The organism is Silvimonas amylolytica (genome assembly GCF_014645555.1).
In the GTDB taxonomy this organism is placed as follows: Bacteria; Pseudomonadota; Gammaproteobacteria; order Burkholderiales; family Chitinibacteraceae; genus Silvimonas; species Silvimonas amylolytica.
The window spans coordinates 23833-45370 of the sequence record NZ_BMLY01000007.1; the positions used below are offsets into that span (position 1 = coordinate 23833).

At 58.9% G+C, this 21538-nt stretch carries 20 protein-coding genes; 8 read left to right on the plus strand and 12 right to left on the minus strand.

From position 1 onward, the window contains the following. Positions 1-141: 141 nt before the first annotated feature. The gene (locus IEX44_RS17330; protein ID WP_188696987.1) at positions 142-507 is read right to left on the minus strand and encodes a hypothetical protein; all 366 of its coding nucleotides are present in this window, start codon (positions 505-507) and stop codon (positions 142-144) included. A gap of 178 nt (positions 508-685) precedes the next feature. Between IEX44_RS17330 and IEX44_RS17335 the strand changes: the two genes are divergently transcribed. Further along, positions 686-2143, plus strand: a complete 1458-nt coding sequence (locus IEX44_RS17335) for an aminotransferase-like domain-containing protein (protein ID WP_188696990.1) — start codon at positions 686-688, stop codon at positions 2141-2143. Here the strand turns inward: IEX44_RS17335 and IEX44_RS17340 are convergent. The 3 genes from IEX44_RS17340 to IEX44_RS17350 all read right to left on the minus strand — a co-directional run bounded on the left by IEX44_RS17340 (position 2132) and on the right by IEX44_RS17350 (position 6392). Beyond that, a complete protein-coding gene (locus IEX44_RS17340; RefSeq protein WP_188696992.1) occupies positions 2132-3337 on the minus strand; it encodes a winged helix-turn-helix domain-containing protein in 1206 nt (401 codons plus the stop codon). The genes IEX44_RS17335 and IEX44_RS17340 overlap by 12 nt on opposite strands. 81 nt (positions 3338-3418) lie before the next feature. Further along, positions 3419-4057, minus strand: coding sequence for a trimeric intracellular cation channel family protein (locus IEX44_RS17345; protein ID WP_229679266.1), 639 nt, complete (start codon positions 4055-4057; stop codon positions 3419-3421). Continuing rightward, positions 4047-6392 (minus strand): penicillin-binding protein 1A, encoded by a 2346-nt coding sequence (locus IEX44_RS17350; protein ID WP_188696995.1) that lies wholly within the window; start codon positions 6390-6392, stop codon positions 4047-4049. The genes IEX44_RS17345 and IEX44_RS17350 overlap by 11 nt, the downstream gene beginning before the upstream one ends. A gap of 139 nt (positions 6393-6531) precedes the next feature. Between IEX44_RS17350 and IEX44_RS17355 the strand changes: the two genes are divergently transcribed. Next, positions 6532-7425 carry an HTH-type transcriptional regulator ArgP gene (locus tag IEX44_RS17355; protein WP_188696998.1) on the plus strand — a complete coding sequence of 298 codons (894 nt, stop codon included), beginning with the start codon at positions 6532-6534 and terminating at the stop codon, positions 7423-7425. Between the two features lies 1 nt (position 7426). Here the strand turns inward: IEX44_RS17355 and IEX44_RS17360 are convergent, their stop codons facing one another. Next, positions 7427-7666: a hypothetical protein gene (locus tag IEX44_RS17360; protein WP_229679268.1), complete on the minus strand. Its 240-nt coding sequence runs from the start codon at positions 7664-7666 to the stop codon at positions 7427-7429. After that, positions 7666-7899 (minus strand): hypothetical protein, encoded by a 234-nt coding sequence (locus IEX44_RS17365; protein WP_188697004.1) that lies wholly within the window; start codon positions 7897-7899, stop codon positions 7666-7668. Before IEX44_RS17365 ends, IEX44_RS17360 begins: the two co-directional genes overlap by 1 nt. Positions 7900-8209: 310 nt before the next feature. Between IEX44_RS17365 and IEX44_RS17370 the strand changes: the two genes are divergently transcribed. The 6 genes from IEX44_RS17370 (at position 8210) to IEX44_RS17395 (ending at position 15099) form a co-directional block, all read left to right on the plus strand. Continuing rightward, the gene (locus tag IEX44_RS17370; protein ID WP_229679270.1) at positions 8210-10276 is read left to right on the plus strand and encodes a S46 family peptidase; all 2067 of its coding nucleotides are present in this window, start codon (positions 8210-8212) and stop codon (positions 10274-10276) included. Positions 10277-10483: 207 nt separating this feature from the next. Continuing rightward, positions 10484-11101, plus strand: coding sequence for a hypothetical protein (locus tag IEX44_RS17375; RefSeq protein ID WP_188697010.1), 618 nt, complete (start codon positions 10484-10486; stop codon positions 11099-11101). 403 nt (positions 11102-11504) lie between these two features. Continuing rightward, entirely contained in the window at positions 11505-12896 is a 1392-nt protein-coding gene (locus IEX44_RS17380; protein WP_188697014.1) for a GntP family permease, read from the plus strand. A 33-nt stretch (positions 12897-12929) separates the two neighbouring features. Further along, entirely contained in the window at positions 12930-13706 is a 777-nt protein-coding gene (locus IEX44_RS17385; protein ID WP_188697017.1) for a 3-hydroxybutyrate dehydrogenase, read from the plus strand. A gap of 38 nt (positions 13707-13744) precedes the next feature. Further along, positions 13745-14452, plus strand: coding sequence for a CoA transferase subunit A (locus tag IEX44_RS17390; protein ID WP_188697020.1), 708 nt, complete (start codon positions 13745-13747; stop codon positions 14450-14452). A 2-nt stretch (positions 14453-14454) separates the two neighbouring features. After that, positions 14455-15099 carry a 3-oxoacid CoA-transferase subunit B gene (locus IEX44_RS17395; protein ID WP_188697023.1) on the plus strand — a complete coding sequence of 215 codons (645 nt, stop codon included), beginning with the start codon at positions 14455-14457 and terminating at the stop codon, positions 15097-15099. Positions 15100-15155: 56 nt separating this feature from the next. Here IEX44_RS17395 and IEX44_RS17400 read toward each other — a convergent pair whose 3' ends face one another. From IEX44_RS17400 to IEX44_RS17425, 6 genes are all read right to left on the minus strand, one after another. Next, positions 15156-16334 carry an FAD-dependent monooxygenase gene (locus IEX44_RS17400; RefSeq protein WP_188697025.1) on the minus strand — a complete coding sequence of 393 codons (1179 nt, stop codon included), beginning with the start codon at positions 16332-16334 and terminating at the stop codon, positions 15156-15158. A gap of 35 nt (positions 16335-16369) precedes the next feature. Beyond that, entirely contained in the window at positions 16370-17686 is a 1317-nt protein-coding gene (pepP, locus tag IEX44_RS17405; RefSeq protein WP_188697028.1) for a Xaa-Pro aminopeptidase, read from the minus strand. 91 nt (positions 17687-17777) lie between these two features. After that, positions 17778-18272 (minus strand): ureidoglycolate lyase, encoded by a 495-nt coding sequence (locus tag IEX44_RS17410; RefSeq protein WP_188697031.1) that lies wholly within the window; start codon positions 18270-18272, stop codon positions 17778-17780. After that, positions 18269-19276, minus strand: a complete 1008-nt coding sequence (gene alc, locus IEX44_RS17415; protein WP_188697033.1) for an allantoicase — start codon at positions 19274-19276, stop codon at positions 18269-18271. Before alc ends, IEX44_RS17410 begins: the two co-directional genes overlap by 4 nt. Positions 19277-19769: 493 nt before the next feature. Next, positions 19770-20693, minus strand: a complete 924-nt coding sequence (gene puuE, locus IEX44_RS17420; RefSeq protein ID WP_188697036.1) for an allantoinase PuuE — start codon at positions 20691-20693, stop codon at positions 19770-19772. Between the two features lie 17 nt (positions 20694-20710). Next, positions 20711-21442, minus strand: a complete 732-nt coding sequence (locus IEX44_RS17425) for an aspartate/glutamate racemase family protein (RefSeq protein WP_188697039.1) — start codon at positions 21440-21442, stop codon at positions 20711-20713. Positions 21443-21538: the final 96 nt, after the last annotated feature.

The following is a 21538-nucleotide window of genomic DNA, read 5'->3' on the forward strand; positions in this document are numbered from 1 at the left end:
AGGCATATCCGACTATTGGCAGAGTAGCCCGACTACCTTCTGGCTGCAATGCAGCACTTTGCGTTTTGTCGTGTTGCTACCACGCAAGCAAAAACCCGCCAGGCGGCGGGTTTTGGTTAACTGGACATATAGTCAAGAGACTCAGCGCTCGCCGACCCATGCCGTTTGCTGACGACGGCGAGACAAGGCAGCCCGGATCAGTCCGCCGATACGCAGCAACCCGACCATCCACGCCGGGCGCTCGGGCACGATAAACCCGACACAGCGTAACTGGCCGCTCTCTGCGGCGTACAACGTGGACCACCCCTCTTCTTGCAGCGTATAGACGTCACCGCTGTCCAGGTAGCGCGGCATCTGCATGACTTCTTCTGCCAGCCAGCGCGGGGCTTCCGCCAGATGCACGCGGCCAGAGAGGACGTGCAGTGCCATCCCGGGGCGGCCATGAAACTGGAAGGTCTGGCCGTTGAGCATTTCAATGGTGAGAAAGGATTCAGGCAAGCGTGGCATGCTGGTGACCTCCGGCGGGTGGGATATGTCATACAGGTTATCGAGGCCACCAACCCGCCAACAGGCACACGCACGGATTCTGTTCTGCACAACAAGCCCAACAAACTGCATCTGTTACGATGCAGTCCAGAAAAATCTGTATCTGTTATGGGTCAGGCCCCAGGCACAGAATGAGCCCATGGACCAATTCCCGCTCTATCGCCAGCTTGCCAGTCATTATCGTCAGGCCATTGAGGCCGGCACTTTGCGTGCGGGTGAGCGCATGCCTTCCGTGCGTACCTTGATGGAACGCCACGACGTCAGCCTTTCTACCGCGTTGCAAACCTGCCGCTATCTGGAAAGTCAGGGAATCCTGGAAGCACGCCCGCGCTCGGGATACTTTATTTGCCACAAATCGCGCAGCGCCCTCGCCCGCGTTCCTGAACCGCGCATTGTGCTGCCTGATACGGCACAGTATGCCGGCATCAACGAGAAAGTCTCTGCCATTCTGGCCCGGGCAATGAGTGCCAATGTGCAGACTAATCTGGGTGTTGCTTGTGGCGCGCCGGAGCTCTACCCAAACGAGCCGCTGCGCCAGGCGGCCGTGCGCGCGTTGCGCCAGCACCCGGAGCTTTACGGCCGTGCGGTTCCGCGCAACGGTCATGCCGGTTTGCGCAGTGTGCTGGCCAAGCGCGCCATGCATGCGTCAATGAACCTCACTGCTGATGACATCGTGGTCACCCACGGTTGTACCGAGGCGCTCAATCTGGCCATTCGCGCCGTCGCGCAACCGGGTGACATCATCGCCGTAGAGTCCCCGACCTTCTACGGCGTACTGCAGATTCTGGAAAGCCTGGGCATGCGCGCGCTGGAAATCCCGACCAGCCCGGAAACCGGGATCTCGCTGGAGGCGCTTGAACTGGCAGCGCAAACCTACAGCAACATCAAGGCGGTTGTGGTGGTGCCGCATCTGCAAAACCCGCTGGGCGCCATCATGCCGGAGGCCCATAAAGACCGGCTGGTGACCTGGTGTGAGGCCAATCGCATCGCGTTGATTGAAGACGACACTTATGCCTTGTTGACGGATGACGATACGCCGCTGCCAGCACTGAAAAGTCGCGATCAGACCGGCAATGTCATTCACTGTGCCAGCCTGCACAAGACGGTAGCGCCAGGTATGCGCGTGGGCTGGATGAGCGCAGGCAAATGGCGCGGCCGCGTAGAGATGCTCAAGTACGCGCATTCCCGACCCAACGAGGCGCTGTCGCAATTGGTCGCAGCCAGTTTTCTGGGCTCTGGTGCGTTTGATCGCCATTTACGCCGCCTGCGTACCCATCTGTTCACCCAGCGTCAGCAAGTGGCGCAGGCCATTGCCGGGTATTTCCCGGCCGGCACACGCCTCACTGTCCCGGCGGGTGGTTTTGGCTTGTGGGTAGAGTTACCGGATCGTCGAGACTCTCAAGCCGTGTTTGAAACTGCGCTGGACCAGGGCATCCGTGTCGCACCGGGCGTGTTGTTTTCCAACTCGACCCGCTTTGCTTCGTTCCTGCGGATCAGTTGCGGCACTCCGTATAACAGTGAGCTCGATCAGGCCGTACGCAAGCTGGCGCGTATTGTCGAAAATGCGCCAGCCCTGGCCACGCCTTCAGTCGCCTGACGGTGCCCGAAATGCTGCGGGGACTTTGTCATAACGGACCTGCGGCGTGCCGTGCCAATCGGCGCAACGCTGAATGGCGCGCTGAACATCAGCCACCAGACGCCCACTGACGCGCACGCCGTCTTCCAGATACAGACTTTTGATTTCGAACACGCCTTGCGCACGATGCGCCTTTGCGTCCAGCCGCCCCACCAGCTTGCCCCGGCTCAGGATCGGCAAGCAAAAGTAGCCATATTTGCGCTTGGGCGCAGGCGTATAGCATTCGAGCGTGTAATCGAAACCAAACAGGGCCGTAGCACGCTTGCGATCCCACACCACCGGATCAAACGGCGATAACAACGTGGTCACGGTTGACGTGAGCTCACCGGCATTGGCCGCATCCATCAACCCCGCCTGGTGCTGATGGACCCATGCCGGTTGCTTGAAACCCGGGACATTCACCGGGACCAGTTCGCCTGTTTCCTCAAGCGTGTGCAGCTCTTTCAACCACGACACCTTGCGCAAGCGGTAGTAGTCAGCCACCCAGTCGGCGCGCACTACACCCAAGGCCTGGCAAGAACGGCGGATCAGTTCACGTTGCACCGAGGCAGGGTCAGGCAGATCACGGGCGTCATTCCAGTCGGGCAACACGCGCTCGGCGAGATCGTACACACGGTGAAAATTGCGGCGCTCGCTCACCATCAATTCACCCGTGGTGAACAAGACTTCCAGGTGACGTTTTTCTGGTTTCCAGTCCCACCAACCATTGCTGGTACCCTGCTCACGCACAAAGTCAGCCGAGCGCACCGGGCCATTGATACGGATTCTCTCGATGAGCGCATCGATGTCTGCTTGATGTTGCTGGTGCCAGTTGGCCGCGTATTTCCAGCCCATCCCGGAGGGATCGAGCATGCGATGACGCATCAGGCCATAGTCCTCAATGGGCAGAAAACAGGCTTCGTGTGACCAGTATTCAAACAATCGCCGTTCGGCCAGCAGTTGCTCCAGCCAGGCTTGATCATAGGGCCCCAGCCGACTGAACAGCACCAGATACGGGCTACGTGCGACCACGCTGATGGTATCGATTTGCAATTGCGACATGCGGCCAATCGCACCAAGCACATCTGCTTTGACGGCTTTGCGCCGGGGTGGCGTCAGTAGCCCCTGGGCATTCAGGTGAAGGGTACGGGCTGCGGCAAGCGAGAGCGTCTGCACGGTGGGTCGGGGCTCAATATTGGACTGCCGCTATTCTATGCCGCGAATGCGGACAGATTCCGCCCTCATTGATATGACTGGTTATTCAAAGCCACGGATCCCTTCACCAGAAAACCCGGGCAGTTCCCACTTGAAACGAATAGCCAGCGCGCGAAATACACAACCAGTGCCTAGTGCCACCAGTAGCGCCTCGCCAGGATCAGCCCCCAGCTTGTGCAGCCCAACATAAATGGCACCGGTCACCAGCGACACGCTGGCGTACATCTCCCGCCGCAGCACCAAGGGGATTTCATTGCACAGAATGTCGCGCAGCACGCCGCCGAAGATGCCGGTAATCATGCCAAATACAATTGCGACCGCCAGGTGCACACCCACGCCCAGTGCGATATCGCACCCCAGAATGGAAAAGGCGACCAATCCAAGGCCATCGACCAACAAGAACAAAATGCGCAGCCGGTGTACATGGCGCGCCAGCAAGGCGGTCACAAGGGCGGCAGTGATCGTAAACGCGAGGTACTGGGGGTGAGCCACCCAACCCAGCGGATAATGCCCCAGCAACATGTCACGAATCGACCCACCGCCCAACGCCGTCACCGTACCCACGAGACACAAGCCAAACAGATCCATACCGCGTCGCATGCCCATGATGGCACCGGACATGGCTTCAGCCACAATCGCAACCAGATAGATGTAATGCAGCAGCATGGCTTCAGTCGTCATTGGAGAACATCTGGATAATCGCGTCGCGTTCAGATTGGTCCCGGGCCGCGTTCGATACCGACGATGCCTCGCCAACCGGTGACGTTCGTGCGCACTTTAGCGCACTGCGAATAAAACCGTGTGCATCATCAAGACACGTGCCCTGCGCGTACTCGGCATACACGTAGTCATCCATGGTTTGGGTTACGCCATCTGGCACCGGGCGCTCCAGCCGCGGGCGGCCAGCCACTGCGGTTTTCATGTAATCCACCCAGACCGGCAAAGAGAGCGTGCCGCCGGTGCGTTTACCCAGGCTGCGTGGCTGGTCGTAGCCCATCCACACCACAGTGACGAGATCCCCGCCATAGCCTGCGAACCAGGCGTCCCGGGCATCGTTAGAGGTGCCGGTTTTACCTGCCAGATCATCACGCCCCAGTACCAGCGCCCCGCGTCCCGTTCCTTCATGCACCACCGAGCGCAACAAGCTGTCGACCATCCAGGCATTGCGTTCAGACACGACGCGCCGGCCCTGCGGCTGCGCGGGTTCAGTGATCAGTACCTTGCCTTGCCGTTGACGCACTTGTTTGATCAGACGAGGCGGATGCAAAGTCCCGCCATTGGCGAACACGCCATACGCCGCCGCCATTTGCGTTGCGGTGACCGAACCCGAACCCAGCGCCAGCGGTAATGACGGAGGGTTGCGAGCAGCATCAAACCCAAACTGCATGGCGTATTGCTGTGCATATTGCGCGCCTGTTGCCTGCATCAGCCCCACGGCCACCAGGTTTTTGGAGCGCGCCAGCCCCCGTCGTACCGTGATAAAACCTTCATAGTTATCGCCGTAGTTTTTCGGCCGCCACGGCTGAGCGCCAGTGTCCTCCCGGCCCAACTGGCGCTGGGTATCATCGACCAGCGTACCTGGAAAATACCCCTTTTCGATGGCCGCGCCATAAATGAAGGGCTTGAAGGCGGAACCAGGCTGGCGGTACGCCTGCAGCGCGCGGTCATACTTGTTGCGGTCAAAATCAAAACCGCCAACCAGCGCCTCGATATCACCCGTCGTACTATCCAGCGACACCAGCGAGGCCTCCATGAGCGGCAAGGAAATCAACTGCCAGCGTGGCTTGCCGATATCCCGGGCGTACACGATGGCGCCGCGTGCCAGTTTGCTGGTCGCCGCACTTTTGTCGGTTGTCAGTTCCAGCGGTGAACCATCTCGTTGCACCGCATTAAGTACGTCGCCCTGCCGACCAGTCACCAACACAGCCAGCACGTCGCTGCCGCTATCAGCAGTATCTGCAAGCAGTGCACGCGTCGTCCTGGCGTCAGGCCCGTCTTGTGGCAACGTCACCGTTTTGACCGCCCCGCGATAACCGCTCGCCGCCTGCAAATTCAGTAAATGTGCCCGCACCACGGCGTCAGCATGTTTTTGTGCCGCCAGATTGATCGTGGTCGTGACGTCCAGCCCAAGCGAATAAGCTTGTTCGCCATAACGGGCTATCGCCCATTGACGCACGGCTTCTACCGGCCAGGCTGCCTCGCGGATCGCGGCGTGATCCGGCGCCAGTTGCAAGGGCTCGGCCAGCGCGCTCTGGTAATCGGCCGCACTGATATATCCTAGTTCCAGCATGCGTTTGAGGATGTACTGCTGCCGCTGCTTTGCCCGCTCCGGGTTGTTGGCCGGGTTATTGGCAGACGGTGCCTTGGGCAAGCCTGCCAGCATGGCCGCCTGCGCCAGCGTGATCTCGCCAATCGGTTTGCCAAAATAGATGTTCGCGGCCGCCGCAAAACCATAAGCACGTTCGCCCAGATAAACCTGATTCATATACAGCTCAAGCAAACGGTCTTTGCCGTATTCCTGTTCCAGCTTGAACGCCAGCAACATCTCGGTCATTTTGCGCGTGAGGGTTTTTTCACGCGTCAGATAAAAATTACGCGCAACCTGCATCGAAATTGTACTGGCGCCCTGCCCATGATGCCCGCTGACCACGTTGGCCACAGCGGCGCGCGCCATGCCGCTGAAATCGACTGCGCCATGCTCGTAATACCGGGCATCTTCAATGGCCAGCAAAGCCTGCTGCATGCGTTTGGGGATAGCCGACAGCGGCAGCACGTCGCGCCGTTCTTCACCATATTCGGCCAGCAGTGTTTTGCCATCATTGGCGTAGATGCGCAGGGGTTGTGCCGCCTGATAGACCGCCAGCTCCTTGATGGAGGGCAAACCTTGCCATACTTGCCATAACCACCAGCCCGCCGCGCAAGCAAGTACCAGCGTCAGGCCCAGCAGCAACCCTGTGCCCAGTGCTAAACAGCGTAGCCAACGACGTGGAGGACGGGGTGAGTTGGATGAATTCATATGTTTTTCCAGTCAGACTCGCCGGATTATCAGAAAAGTGATGATCTTTGATGAACCAGGTTTAAGATATATCCGCTACCCTTAAAAATTCTTCATTGAGACACTGTTCACAATCCCGTAACACACCCAGGAACGCGCAGTGAGACTTGATCCCAAGCAGACAGAAGCATTGTTGACCGTCATCGAGACCGGCAGTTTCGAGCAAGCCGGTGCACGCTTGCATGTCACGCCGTCTGCGATCTCGCAACGCGTCCGGGCGCTGGAAGAAGAAATGGGCGCCGCGCTGGTCATTCGTAGCCGACCCGTGCGTGCCACCCGCACAGGCCAACGCCTGCTACAACACCTGCGGCGCGTCATGCTGCTGGAAGAAGACCTGGCCTCTGATCTGGCAGAACAACGGCACGCGCCTTTGTCTGTAACCATCGCCGTCAACGCCGACACGCTGGGCACATGGTTTTTCCCTGCGCTGGCTGAGTTACTTGCACACGAACAAGTGCTGCTTGATCTCATTGTGGAAGACCAGGATCACACCTATGACGTGCTGGAAACCGGCATGGCCACAGGTTGCGTCAGCACTGAACCGCGTCCGATGAAAGGCTGTTTTGCGGATCCGCTGGGCATCATGCGCTACCGCATGGTAGCCAGCACCACCTTTGCCGAACGCTGGTTTCCCGAAGGACTGACCCGCGCTGCCGCACGTACGGCACCGGTCGTGGCCTATACGCGTAAAGACGCGTTGCAGGCCAATTTCCTGCAAGACCGTCTGGGCCTGACGCCAGGCGCCTATCCGTGCCACTACGTGCCTGGGTGCGATCCGCACTACACGGCCATCCGCTATGGCATGGGTTACGGCCTCGTACCAGAACTGCTGGTTCGCAAGGAACTGGCCGAGGGCACGCTGGTTGATCTGGCGCCAGCGCACCCGGTCGATCTGGCGTTGTTCTGGCATGCCTGGAAAGTCCAGTCCCCGCGCATGGAAATCATGTCTCGCCGGATTGGTGAATCCGCAAGGCAATTGCTGGCAGTGCGTTGAGTCAACGCGGTGATTGCGACACCTGCCCCGCCAGCACGTGGCCCGGTCGTGGCCGCAAGCCATGGCCGTCACCTGGATGTGCAATCGGCTGCGCAGAACGGCCGGAGGTGCTGATCAACCCCGCTACGGCATTGAATGCCAGCAAGCCACTGAACGCCGCACTGGCGACAAAGACCAGCCAGAAGCCCAACGGCCCCGTTCCGCCTTTTTTCATTTGTTCCGCATGAATCGGCTCAGTCATCATTGCCCGCCTGCTTTCAGAAACGAAAGGGAGGCTTGCGCAGCCTGCGTGGCGGTTTCCAGTGTATCCGGCGCGGTCAGCATGCCCGCACTGTGACTCGCGGAAGCCATGCTCACAGCGGCGTCAATCTCCAACTGGGCTGTATTGAGACGATCCGAAATATCGAGCGCGGCGTAAGTGGCAAAACCGGCAACGATAGCGGCAACAAGCAGGATGGCAGCTGTGCGTTTCATGGTGGTGATCTCCGTTCTGTATCTAGTTTTGGCAGCAACCCGTTGGTGCTGCGAACAAGACACAGTGTGATCACTTATGCCGACAACATGAATATTGCTAAGCATTACTTGGTAATACAAAAAATAACTTCATAAGCAAATGACGGCAGATGGACTGTTGCGTAGTCATTTCTTGAAATCTGCATATTGGTCATTGGCGACAGACACGTAACAATCTACACAGGCATGACCTATGCCAACCGGCCCTGTCCTGCCACCCGAGACGGTTTGCGGACCTATCCACCGCCTTCCTGACAAGAGAGAGAAAATCTTGCGCAAATTATTGGTTTTGAGCAGTTTCCTGGTGCCCAGCTTTGGGCTTGCCGCTGAGGGAATGTGGACGCTGGATCATTTGCCCGTGCAGGCTATCGAGCAACAGTACGGTTTTACCCCGGACGCGGCCTGGACCGACAAGGTCATGCACGCCTCAGTGCGGATCGCCGGTGGCTGTTCAGCATCTTTTGTCTCGCCAACTGGCCTTGTACTGAGCAACCACCACTGTGCGCTGTCCTGCGTTGAGCAGTTATCCAGCATCAAGAAAGACTTTGTGAAAGACGGCTTTCTGGCCGCCACACCCGCACAGGAAGTACGCTGCCCGGAAATCGAACTGAACCGCCTTGACCGCATTAGCGATGTCACCAATGAGGTGAAAACCGCCACAGCTGGTTTGTCTGGCGCACAGTTCCGCGATGCACAAAACGCCATCAAAGCCAGGCTAACTGCCGCTTGCGTAGGCGACAACAAGACCACAACCCGTTGCGACGTGGTCGACTTGTATCACGGCGGGCGGTACGACCTTTACCAATACCACCGCTATCAGGATGTCCGCCTGGTGTTCGTACCGGAAAAATCACTCGGTTTCTTTGGTGGCGACCCGGACAACTTCAATTTCCCGCGCTATGCCATTGATATGTCGTTGCTGCGCGCCTATGAGAACGGCAAGCCGGCGGTTGTGAAGGATTACTTCCCGTTTAACCCGGCCGGCGCACAGGAAGGTGAATTGACGTTTGTCATTGGCAACCCGGGACGCACGCAGCGTCTGTTGACGGTGGCACAACTGGAGACCCAGCGCGATATCAGCCTGCAACACTTGTTGCTGAACATGGCGCAACTGCGCGGCATGCTCACGCAATATAGCGCCGAAAGCCCGGAAAAAGCCCGCATCGCCGCCACGGATCTGTTCTACGTCGAGAACACCTACAAAGGCCGCCTGGGTCAGTTGCAGGCGCTGCAAGATCCAGCGTTGATCGCGCAAAAACAGCAGCAGGAACAAGCGCTGCGCGCCTTTGTGGCTAAAGATCCAGCGCTGTCAGCCAGGGTGAGTGGGGCCTGGGATGCCATCGCCAAGGCGCAAACGGTCTATCGTGACATTGAACCGGATTACCAGACCAAGGAAATCGGCATCGGGTTTAACAGTCAGTATTTCAAGATTGCGCGCATGCTGGTGCGTGGTGCGGATGAGCGTGCCCGGCCCGATGAACAACGCCTGGCCGAATTCACCGAAGCCGCGTTGCCCCAACTGGAACAACGTCTGTTTTCAACCGCCCCGCTGTACCCGGATTTTGAGCGTGTAAAACTGACCGCATCGCTGACCAAGCTGCGTGAAATCCTGGGTACCGATGATCCATTTGTGAAGCAGGTACTTGGCAAACAATCGCCCGAAGAAGTCGCCCGCCAATGGGTTGCCGGCACGCGTCTGGGTGATGTCGCCCAGCGGCAGTCCTTGTGGCAAGGCGGCAAAACCGCCATAGCGGCCTCGACGGATCCATTCATCATGCTGGCCAGGCGTGTTGATCCCGCCGCACGCGCGGTGCGCATGAAGTATGAGGACGATGTCGAAGCGGTCGAACAAAAGAATGCAGAACTGATTGCCCAGGCCCGGTTTGCCCAACTCGGTGACAAAACCTATCCGGATGCGACGTTCACCATGCGTCTGTCTTACGGCGAAGTGCGTGGCTGGTCAGAACGCGGCCATGAGGTCCCCCCGTTCACCCATTTTGCCGGTCTGTATGACCGTGCGACAGGTGCTGAGCCCTTCGCGCTGCCACCCACCTGGATTGCGGCGCAAAGCCGCCTGAACCCGCAACAGCGCATGGATTTTGTCACCACCAATGACATCATCGGCGGCAACTCTGGCAGCCCGGTGATCAACCGGCAGGGGCAGATTGTCGGTCTGGTATTTGACAGCAACATTCATGCACTGGGTGGCGCGTTCTATTACGACCCGGTCAGCAACCGGACGGTTGCCGTCCATAGTGGCGCCATCTTGCAAGCGCTTCAGTATGTGTATGGTGCGGATCATCTGGTCCAGGAGTTGACGGTGCCTGACATGCATTAAGTCGTCGGCGCCCGACCGTCTGCTGCAAAAAAAAAGGCATATCGCGTCTGGCGCGGTATGCCTTTTATCGTTTTGGGGCGTTAGGTACACAAGTGATACAAATCTGGCATGCCTGGACAAACGCCAGATACAAGCATCTGTTGCAATGCCATTTTGTGGCCTTCCGTCCAGGCCAGCCTGACCGCAGCAACGAAAGGAGACGCGCCCATGACCAGCAGCATCTCATCAAGTAACTACACCTCGATTTCCAGCCTGTTGGGGAGCGCCGCTGCCAGCGGCACCACCAGCAATACATCCTCCACGGATTCACTACTCGATACCGTGCTGGCTGCAGAAGAAGCGGCCACGTCCAGCACCGCCAGCCCCAGCACGACAGTGACGCTAGGCAGCAGTAACAGCAATACGGATGCGACGACCTATAACTCTGCCGGATTGTTGACCGAACTAAACCAGATCATTGAGCAGAATACGCTCAGTGATCCGCTGCTCAGCGGTGACTCTGGCAGCGGCACGGATGACTTGTTCTCGTTGCTATCTGGTGCCAGTGATACTGCAAATAGCACGCAATCCACGCTTGATTCGTTGATCTCGCAACTGGAAGGCAATAGCGGCACAAGCGCCAGCAGCACGAGCGACGCGGGCACGACCAGCGCCAGCACAACTGCCGCCAGTGGTGCCACCAGCAGTAGCAACGCAGCCTCGTCGGGTACAGCCACATCCGTAGATAGCGAATGGGCACAGATTCTCGCCGCCAATCCACAGGCCGCAGCGCAGGTCACCCAAGCCTCGACAGACGAAGCGTTGATCAACTCCTTGTTACTGTAACTGCCCCCGCCCCGGCGACCAGGTAGCACCTGCTCAACCACTACCAGATTTACAGAAACCACTGACACGGCCACCCATCAAGAGGTGGCCGTGTCGCATTCGGGGAGCACCAGCCCCATCGTTTTGTCTTAGATATGAGAAATCGTCCACAAATAGAGACAAAATTGATATTTCCCGCCTACCCCGGTTGATCTCTCTCAACTTGCTGCGACCGCACATTCACAATCAGGCGTCTACGTTTAGAGACAAACGCCTCACCAAACCGGCCACAACCCGCATTTCGTAGTCAATTTCAAGCTGGTACAGAATCTGCTAGATCCTTGTCACGCAGTCTTTGCGTGCAGGCCGCCCAAGGCGCCTGACTCATAAATGGCTTTACCAAAAAAGCCACTGGAGGAGTTACATGGCTCTGCTGATTGTTCTGGCCGCACTGGCCTTGCTGATGTACACCGCATACCGCGGTTATAGCGTGATCCTGATGGCGCCGATCTGCGCGCTGGCCGCTGTCTTGCTCACTGACCCGACCCTGGTCGCGCCGGTGTTCAGCGGCATCTTCATGGAAAAGATGGTCGTCTTCGTCAAACTGTATTTCCCGGTGTTCTTGCTGGGGTCTTTGTTTGGCAAGCTGGTTGAAATGTCGGGGTTTTCCAAGGCCATCGTCAACGCCGTGATCGGCTGGATTGGCCGGGAAAAAGCCATCGCCGTGATTGTGGTGGTCTGCGCGCTGCTGACTTATGGGGGTGTATCGCTATTTGTGGTGGTGTTTGCGGTCTACCCGTTTGCCGCCGAATTGTTCCGCCAGGGCAATATCCCCAAGCGTTTGATTCCGGGCGTGATTGCGCTGGGTGCGTTCTCGTTCACCATGGATTCGCTGCCCGGTACGCCGCAGATCCAGAACATTATTCCCACAACCTTCTTCAAAACCACGACCTGGGCCGCGCCGTGGCTGGGGACGATTGGCGCCCTGTTCATCTTTGTGGTGGGTCTGTTGTACCTGAACTATCGCCGTCGACACCTGATTGCGGCGGGTGAAGGTTATGGCACGCAATTGCACAATGAACCCGCACCGGTAGATACCCGTAACTTGCCTTCGCCCTGGCTGGCGATTGCGCCGCTGGTGTTGATTGGCGTCGTCAACTTTGCGCTGACCCGGCTCATCCCACTGTGGTACGGCACCAGCCACACGCTGGCCTTGCCCGGTCTGGCCAAGCCGGTCACAACAGCGATCCCGTCAGTGACTGGAATCTGGGCGGTTGAAGGCGCACTGCTGTTTGGCTGCCTGTTTGTGCTACTGACTGCCTTTGGTGCCGTACGCACCAAGGTGCAAGAAGGCAGCAAACAGGCGGTCGCCGGGGCTTTGCTGGCCGCCATGAACACGGCATCGGAATATGGTTTTGGCGGTGTGATTGCCGCATTGCCCGGTTTTATCGCCGTCAGCCATGCGCTCTCAGCCATCCCCAATCCGCTGGTCAACGCAGCCATCAGCGTCAGTACGCTGGCCGGGATTACCGGCTCGGCCTCAGGCGGGATGAGTCTGGCGCTGGCGGCCCTTTCAGAACAATTCATCGCCGCTGCCAATGCCGCGCATATTCCTATGGAAGTCCTGCATCGCGTGGTCGCCATGGCCTCGGGCGGCATGGATACGCTGCCGCACAACGGCGCCGTCATCACGGTTCTGGCCGTCACCGGCCTCACCCACCGCGAGTCTTATCGCGACATCTTTGCCATTACCGTCATCAAGACGCTGGCCGTGTTCTTTGTGATCACCGTGTACTACCTGACCGGTCTGGTCTGACCGTCGCCGCTGTTGCAACAAGGAGCTTTACCCATGACAGACCTCAAAGGCAAAACCGCACTCATTACCGGATCAACCAGCGGCATTGGCCTTGGCATTGCACAAGTGCTGGCCGGCCACGGCGCCAACATTATCCTTAATGGTTTTGGCGATGTACTGGCCGCGCAGCAAAGCGTCACCCACCATGCCGGCCGTGTCGGTTACCACGGTGCCGACTTGATGAAGCCGCAAGAAATCTCCGATTTGATGACCTACGCACAGAGCGAGTTTGGCGGCGTGGATATCCTGGTCAATAACGCGGGCATCCAGCATGTAGCCAGCGTGGAAGACTTTGCCCCCGAGCGTTGGGACGCGGTGATTGCGCTTAATCTCTCCGCCGCGTTTCACACCATGCGCCTGGCAATCCCGGGCATGAAACAACGCGGTTGGGGGCGGATTATCAATATCGCCTCCACCCATGGGCTGGTGGCTTCGGCCCAGAAATCCGCCTATGTCGCAGCCAAGCACGGCATTGTCGGTCTGACCAAAAGCGCCGCCCTGGAACTGGCGCAGACTGGTGTGACCTGCAACGCCATCTGTCCGGGCTGGGTAAAGACCCCGCTGGTAGAAAAGCAGATTGCCGACCGTGCCAAGGCAACGGGCATCAGCGTGGAACAAGCCTCGCGCGATCTCTTGCTGGAAAAACAACCCTCCGCCGAGTTTGTCACTCCACAGCAACTGGGCGAACTGGCGCTGTTTTTATGCAGCGATGCAGCGATACAAGTGCGCGGGGCCGCATGGGCCATGGATGGCGGATGGACGGCGCAATAAGCGCCACCATCCGATAAAACGAGGAGCACCTTCACACAATGAACAAACTCTATCCCGATGCAAAAACCGCGCTGGCAGACATCGTCGCCCATGGCCAGATCATTGCCGTCGGCGGCTTTGGTCTGTGCGGCATTCCAGAAGCCCTGATCGCTGCACTGCGCAATTCTGGTGTGCGTGACCTGACGGCGATTTCCAACAATGCGGGCGTTGATGGCTTTGGCCTTGGGCAACTGCTGGAAACGCGGCAGATCCGCAAAATGATCTCCAGCTATGTGGGTGAAAACAAAGAATTCGAGCGTCAGTACCTCTCCGGTGAACTAGAGCTGGAATTCACCCCGCAAGGCACCCTGGCTGAAAAACTACGCGCTGGTGGTGCAGGCATCCCGGCGTTTTTCACGCCCACCGGTTATGGCACCCTTGTGGCCGCTGGCAAGGAAACGCGCGAGTTCAACGGCAAGATGTACGTCATGGAAACCGCACTGGTCGCGGATGTCTCGCTGGTCAAAGCATGGAAAGCCGATAAGGCGGGCAACCTGGTGTACCGCCGTACCGCGCGCAACTTCAATCCTAACGTCGCCACCGCCGGCAAGATCACCGTGGCCGAAGCGGAAATCATTGTCGAAACCGGCGAGCTGGACCCGGACGAGATCCACACCCCTGGCATTTTTGTGCACCGGCTGGTGCATAACCCGCACCCGGAAAAGCGCATTGAACAACGCACCATCACCGCTGCGAAGGAGGGCTGAGCATGGCATGGACCCGCGATGAAATGGCCACCCGCGCCGCTGATGAACTGCGCGACGGTTTTTATGTAAACCTGGGCATCGGCCTGCCAACCCTGGTCGCCAACCACGTCCCGGCCGGGATTGAAGTGTGGCTGCAGTCTGAAAACGGTCTCTTGGGTATTGGCCCTTTTCCGACCGAGGATCAGGTCGATCCAGACCTGATCAACGCCGGCAAGCAGACCATTACCACCCTGCCTGGCTCTGCGACATTTGCCAGCGCTGATTCATTTGGCATGATCCGCGGCGGCAAGATCAACCTGGCCATTCTGGGCGCCATGCAAGTGAGTGAGTTTGGCGATCTGGCCAACTGGATGATCCCGGGCAAGATGGTCAAAGGCATGGGCGGTGCGATGGATCTGGTTGCAGGCGTGGGCCGGGTGATCGTGTTGATGGAGCACGTGGCGCGCCAAAAGGACGGCACGACTGAACTCAAGCTGCTGCCCAAATGCACCTTGCCGCTAACCGGTGTGGGCGTGGTAGACCTGATCATTACCGATCTGGGCGTACTGGCAGTGACGGATGAAGGGTTGGTGGTAAGAGAACTGGCGCCCGGGGTAACACGACAGGAAGTACAGGATGCGACGGGCGTGACAGTGAAGTTTGGTTAGTGCACCAATAAAAAGGGCGGCATTGCCTGGCAAACCGCCCTTTCTATATCCGGCACTTACTTCACTCCGTACACCAGCCGCCGCGTGAATCCGCGCCGCAATGGTCCGATCTGATCCAGCGCCAGCATCCCCAGACTACGGGCATGCTTCATCAGTACATTGGGCTGTTCAAACAGCGTAATGAGGTTATCTGTAAACGCGGTCACCGAGCCCGCATCCTTGCGCCGCAAAGTTGCATACCGCTCCAGCATGCTGGTCTCGCCCAATGTATGCCCCGGCATGGTCGAGATCACGTCGGCCAGTGTCGATGCGTCCCGCAAGCCCAGATTCAAACCCTGGCCGGCAACCGGGTGCAAGGTCTGCGCTGCGTTGCCAATCATCACCATGCGATCCGTCACTACCGAATCCAGCGTTTTCAGCGCCAGTGGCCAGCTGCGCCGCGCGCCGACCGCGGTAAAACCGGGAACTCGGCCAGAGAAACGGTTAGCGACCGCGGTCATGAAGGTTTCGTCATCCAGCGACAGTCGGGCTTCGGCTTGCTCTGGCGTTTGCGTCCAGATCAGCATGTAGTCATCGCCATAGGGCAGCAGTGCCATGGGGCCGTCATCGGCAAAGCGTTCATACGCCACGTTGTTGTGCGGCACCGTCGGCGTCAGCGTGGCCAGAATGGCGTGCTGGTTATAAGACTTTACCGTTTGCTGTACGCCGTCGATCTCGCTCACCAACTTGCCGCCATCGGCCAGAATGACCAGACGTGCTGTCATGCTGACGGCACCCGTTTGCGTCGCCAGTTGCAGTTCGGCAAAGCGCGACAGGCTGCGAACGCCAGTCACACGCGTACCCAGCGCCAATTGCGCCGGGCCGGTGGCCAGTTGTTCCAGCGCCAGTCTGGCCAGCTTTTCATATCCCACCACATAACCCAACGCTGGCAGATTAAGTTCATCTGCCGTCAGTTCAGTGCGGCCGATCGAGCCTTGCTGCGAAACATGCACGCGCTGAATGGCCGTGGGCGCCAGCCGTTCCTGCCACAGCCCGGCTTCCAGCAGGTTCTGGTAGCTGGACCACGACAACGCCAGTGCGCGCGGGTCGGTAGCACCGTCGTCAACGCTTTGCCGTGCTTCGATAGCAATGGCTTTGCGCCCCTGCCGCGCCAGCCGCTGCGCCACCAGCGCACCCACCGGGCCGCCTCCAACAATGGCGATATCAACGTGGCAAGGCAGGTGACGGACGATCATGTTCTGGTTCCGTTGTAATGGGGAAGGTCGTTGGTTCAGGCTGCACGAGCCATGATGGCTTCAATATCGGCCACGGTGCGCGGGCAATCATCAGACAGGATCAACGGGCCGGTTTCGGTCAGCACGATGTCGTCTTCGATGCGCACACCAATGTACTCATATGCCTTGGGCACATTGTCCGCCGGCCGAATATACAAGCCCGGTTCGATAGTAAATGCCATGCCAACTTCCAGCACACGGTCTTCGCCATCAATCTTGTAGCGGCCGGCGTCATGCACATCCAGCCCCAGCCAATGGCCGGTGCCATGCATATAAAACTGGCGGAACGTCTTGTTCTCAATGGCTTCTTCCGCCGTGCCGGTCAGAAAACCCAGCTCGATCAAACCCGCCGTCAGCGTTTTGACCGCGGCATCATGCATGGCGCTGTAACGATTGCCCGGTTTGGCCTGTTCCAGCGCGGCGGCGTGGGCGGCCAGCACCAGTTCATAGATGGTTTTCTGTTCTGGCGTGAAGCGACCATTGATGGGGAAGGTGCGGGTGATGTCGCTGGCGTAGCCTTCGATTTCGCAACCGGCATCAATCAACAGCAGGTCGCCATCCTGCATCAGGCGATCGTTCTTGTCGTAATGCAGCACGCAGGCGTTCGGGCCGCTGGCGACAATCGAGGTATACGCCGGGAAACGACTACCGCTGCGGTAGTACTCGTGCTGCAATTCAGCCTCGACCACGTATTCGCGAATACCCGCTTTGGCGGCCTGCATGGCGCGGATGTGTGCCACGCTGTTGATCTTGCCTGCGCGGTGCATGGCGTCGATTTCGTGGGCGTCTTTGAACAGACGCATTTCGGCGACGATCTCTGCCGCATCAACCACTTCGGTCGGCGCAGTCACGCCGGTGCGCGATTGCGCGCGTACGCCATTGATCCAGCCCGACAGACGTGCATCCCAGGTGGCATCAGCACCCAGCGCAAAATACACACGCGGCTGGTTCTTCAACAGGTTGACGATCTCGGTATCGAGTTCGTCAATGGTGTAGGCCTCATCAAAACCAAACTCGGCTTTGGCCGCTTCAGGTCCGTAACGAAAACCGTCCCAGATTTCCCGGGTTTCGTCTTTGGGACGACAGAACAGCACCGCTTTGGATGTTTCTTCACCGATCACCAGTGCGATCACGGCCTCCGGCTCCTGGAAACCGCTCAGATAATAAAAGCTGGAGTCGTAGCGAAACGGGAACGTGGAATCGGCATTGCGGGTTTGTTCTGGCGCGGTGGGCAGAATCAACACGCCAGGGGCGAGTTGCTCAAAAAGGCGCTGGCGGCGGGAAGAAAACTGCTGCAAAGAAGCGGATTGCATCGAAACTCCATGAAGCGGGCGTTCCGGATCACGGGCGCACGCATTTATTGTGTTGTTGATGCATGCATTATACCGGCAAGCGCGCCACTGCTCAGGCCGGGATCACACCCTGTGGCGCCAGCACGATTTCATCGCAATTGCCGCCGGGGCCAGCGCGGTCGATCACCAGAAAATCACTGACCGCATGCAGCGCCAGCAAAGGGTGATGCCAGGTGCCTGGCGCGTAGTTCACGCCCTGATCGCCGCGCGCCAGAAACACCCGGACATCGGCCACCGACACGCCCTCCCCCGGCCGCGCAACCGCCACCAGATACGGCCGGCCAGAGAGCGGCATAAAGGCCTGGCTACCTTTGGGATGCCGCTCCAGCATGACCAGCGCAAACGGCAAACTACGCGGCTGGCCGCGAAAGATACTGACGATGGCGTGACCTTGCGGATCGGTAGCGATCGTCATCAGGTCATGAAAACGTTCGGTATTGCCGCCATTAATGGGGAAATGCCGGGTGCTGTCAGAGGCCTCAATCACATCGCCAAACGGCGCGAATGCCTCCGCCGTCAGCGGTTCAACCGTCAGCACCACGCTCATCGCGCCACCTTGCCCCAGATACGTAGCCGCGACACACCGCCATCCGGAATGATATTGAGCCGCACATGCGTCACCGGCCCCAGCGCAGCAATGCCATCGGCAAAGGTGTGGATCGCATCCATCTGCAGTTTGCGTTCATCCAGCAGCACGGGCCAGAACATACTCTGCGTAATGATGGATTGATCCGTCCCGCCGTCCATGCAGGCGGCCTGGATCATGCAGCGATCCGGGTAATTGCCTTTGAAATGAGCGGTATCGACTTCGATGCGCTCCACAACCCCCGGCGCGCCCAGGGCGAGAATGCACCAGTCATTGCCAGGCTCGCGGCGACGGCGGGTTTCCCAGCCATCCCCCATATTGATGCCGCGCCCTGGCAGCAAGAGATTGGATGCCGCGCCAAAGTGCGCATCATTGAACGCCACCGCACGGCCACCATTTTCCAGTGCAGCCAGGTCATACACTTTGCCCGGCTCATCAAACGCACCGACTGGCTGACCGTACACACGCAGACGGGCGATACCGCCGTCCGGGTAAATGTGGATGCGCAGATGTGTATATGCGCTTGAGTCGGTGGCGGGCAGATAGTGGTGACTATTGCCAGAGAGGCTGGTGGAGGTCAGCACCTCAGTCCACTGCGCATTGGCCAGCACGGCTGGATCATCGCTGATGGCATCCGTGCCTTCAATCGACACGGCGGGTGCGTAGTTACCGGTGAAGTGGCTGGTATCCACATCAAACCCCGCAAGCACGCCCTTGCGACCGAGCTTGATGATGGACCAGTCATGCCCCATCACTCGCTTGCGACGGGTTTCCCAGCCATCCATCCACTTGCCGTTGTCGTCGTACTTGCCGGGGACGAACACAGCCGGTTCAGGGTTAAGCATGCGGGACAGTGGGGCGAAGAATTCATCGCTGGCCGTGATGGGCAGGGCCCCCAGGCGCGGGTCGGCCAGATTGATGCTGGTTTTGGTCCAGGTGGGGAGTGTGGAGGTGTCGGTGGTCATGGATGCGGGGCCTGGGTTGTTGAGTGGCTTTGTTTTGTTTTAGCGCCTGCGGCGCGGTTGGTTAGAACTGGATTCCGGCTCAGGGCCGGAATGACGATGTAGTGGGACGCAAACAAATCATTCTTGCAGGCAGACGGTTTGGCTGTTGCAGTTGCTGTTGTTTTTGACTTGCCTCCCCCTTGACCGCGCTGAGCATCGCAGCGGGGCCTGGGGTTTTGGCGGAAGGGTGTTTGAGCGAAGCGAGTTCCCTGAAGCCAGCCGGGCACCGCGAGAAGCGCAAGGAACCCGAAGGGCGCCGTCGCAGGGGTCGTTTTTCTTTGGGCACTTTCTTTGGGGCCGCCGAGGTTGGCGATCCAAAAGAAAGGTCCTTGCTGTCGGGCAACCCCCGACATTCAAAACACCGCGCCGCAGGCGCTAACAACAGGTTTAAGCAACCACGGTGGATTGTCGCTACCGCTCCGAACCCACCCTACAGCCACCATCGCAAAAGCCCTCATCCACCAACTGGATGCACCTCCCGCCAATGCCGCGCCACATCCACCCGGCGACAAACCCAAACCCGATCATGCTTCTCAATGTGGTCCAGAAACCGCTGTAACGAGCGCATTCGCCCCGGTCGCCCCAACAGGCGGCAATGCATGCCAATACTCAGCATCTTCGGGCAGTCCTCCCCTTCCGCATACAGCACGTCAAACGCATCGCGCAGATAGGTAAAAAAGTCATCGCCCTGTGAGAACCCTTGCGGCAGGGAAAACCGCATGTCATTGGTGTCCAGCGTATACGGCACAATCAAATGCGGGGTTTGCTCACCATTGGTTTTGGTCACTGTCGTCCAGAACGGCAGGTCATCGCCGTAATAGTCCGAGTCATACAAAAAACCGCCGTAATCGGCCACCAGCCGCCGGGTATTGGGGCTGTCGCGGCCGGTGTACCAGCCTACGGCACGCTCACCGGTCAGGCGCTGGATGATCTCCATGCCGATGCGCAGGTGCTCGCGCTCTTCCGCCTCGGGCATGTCTTGATAGTGAATCCAGCGCCAGCCGTGGCAGGCAATCTCGTGGCCCAGTTCGACAAACGCTTGCGTCACTTCCGGGTTGCGTTCCAGCGCCATCGATACGCCAAACACGGTCAGTGGCAGGCCGCGTTTTTCAAATTCGTTCAGAATCCGCCACACGCCAGCGCGCGAACCGTATTCGTAGACAGATTCCATGGATAAATGCCGATCCGCAAAGGACGGCGGGTTGAAGAGCTCACTCAAAAACTGCTCAGAACCCTTGTCCCCATGCAGCACGCAGTTCTCACCGCCCTCTTCGTAATTGAGCACAAACTGCACGGCAATTTTCGCCTTGCCGGGCCACTGCGCTTGCGGCGGGTTGCGGCCGTAGCCAATCAGGTCACGCGGGTACGCTTGCGTCATGAAACGGTCCGGAAAGGTCAGCGGGAATAACGGGCAAATTCACCGGTAAATGGTTTGGCGGGTGGCGCGGCCAGATCGCCAAATTTGCTGGTCTGCAGTTTCAGTGTAACCAGTGATTCGGCCAGCGCCACCGCTGCGGCAACGCCTTCCACCACCGGCAGGCCAATGCTGGCAGACAAGCGCGTGGCCAGATCGGCCATGCCACCACACCCCAGCACAATGGCGCCGATCTGGTCTTCGTCCCGCGCGCGAATGCATTCTGCTTCAATTAACCGGTAAGACGCGTCTGCCTCATGTTCCAGTGCCAGGACGGGGATTTCTGCCGCGCGCACTTTGCGGCAGCGATTGCCCATGCCGTATTCATGCAACAGGCGCTCGGCCATGATGCTGGTGCGGCTCAGTGTGGTGACGACCGAAAAGCGCGTGGCGATCAGGCTGGCGACGTGAAATGCGGCCTCGGCAATGCCAATCACCGGGGCGTTGGTTAACTCGCGTGCAGCGTATAGACCGGGGTCGCCAAAACACGCGATCACATAGGCATCTGTGCCTGCAGCTTCACCCGCGCGGATTTCTTCACACACACCGACGGCCGCGATGGTTTCATCAAAGTGGCTTTCTATCGTGATCGGGCCGCTGGCCGGGTTGACGGCAATGATCTCGGTGCCCGGCCGCGCGGCATTGAGTGCGGCCACGCCCATCTTGTCGGTCATGGCGGCGGAGGTGTTAGCGTTGATGATGCGGATGCGCATGGTGGTGTCCTGGTCGATAAACATTGACGCCGTGAGGGCGCACACAAAATCCCGCGAAGCGGTTCTGACAAGGCGCGTGCCTGCGGAAAGTGCGAA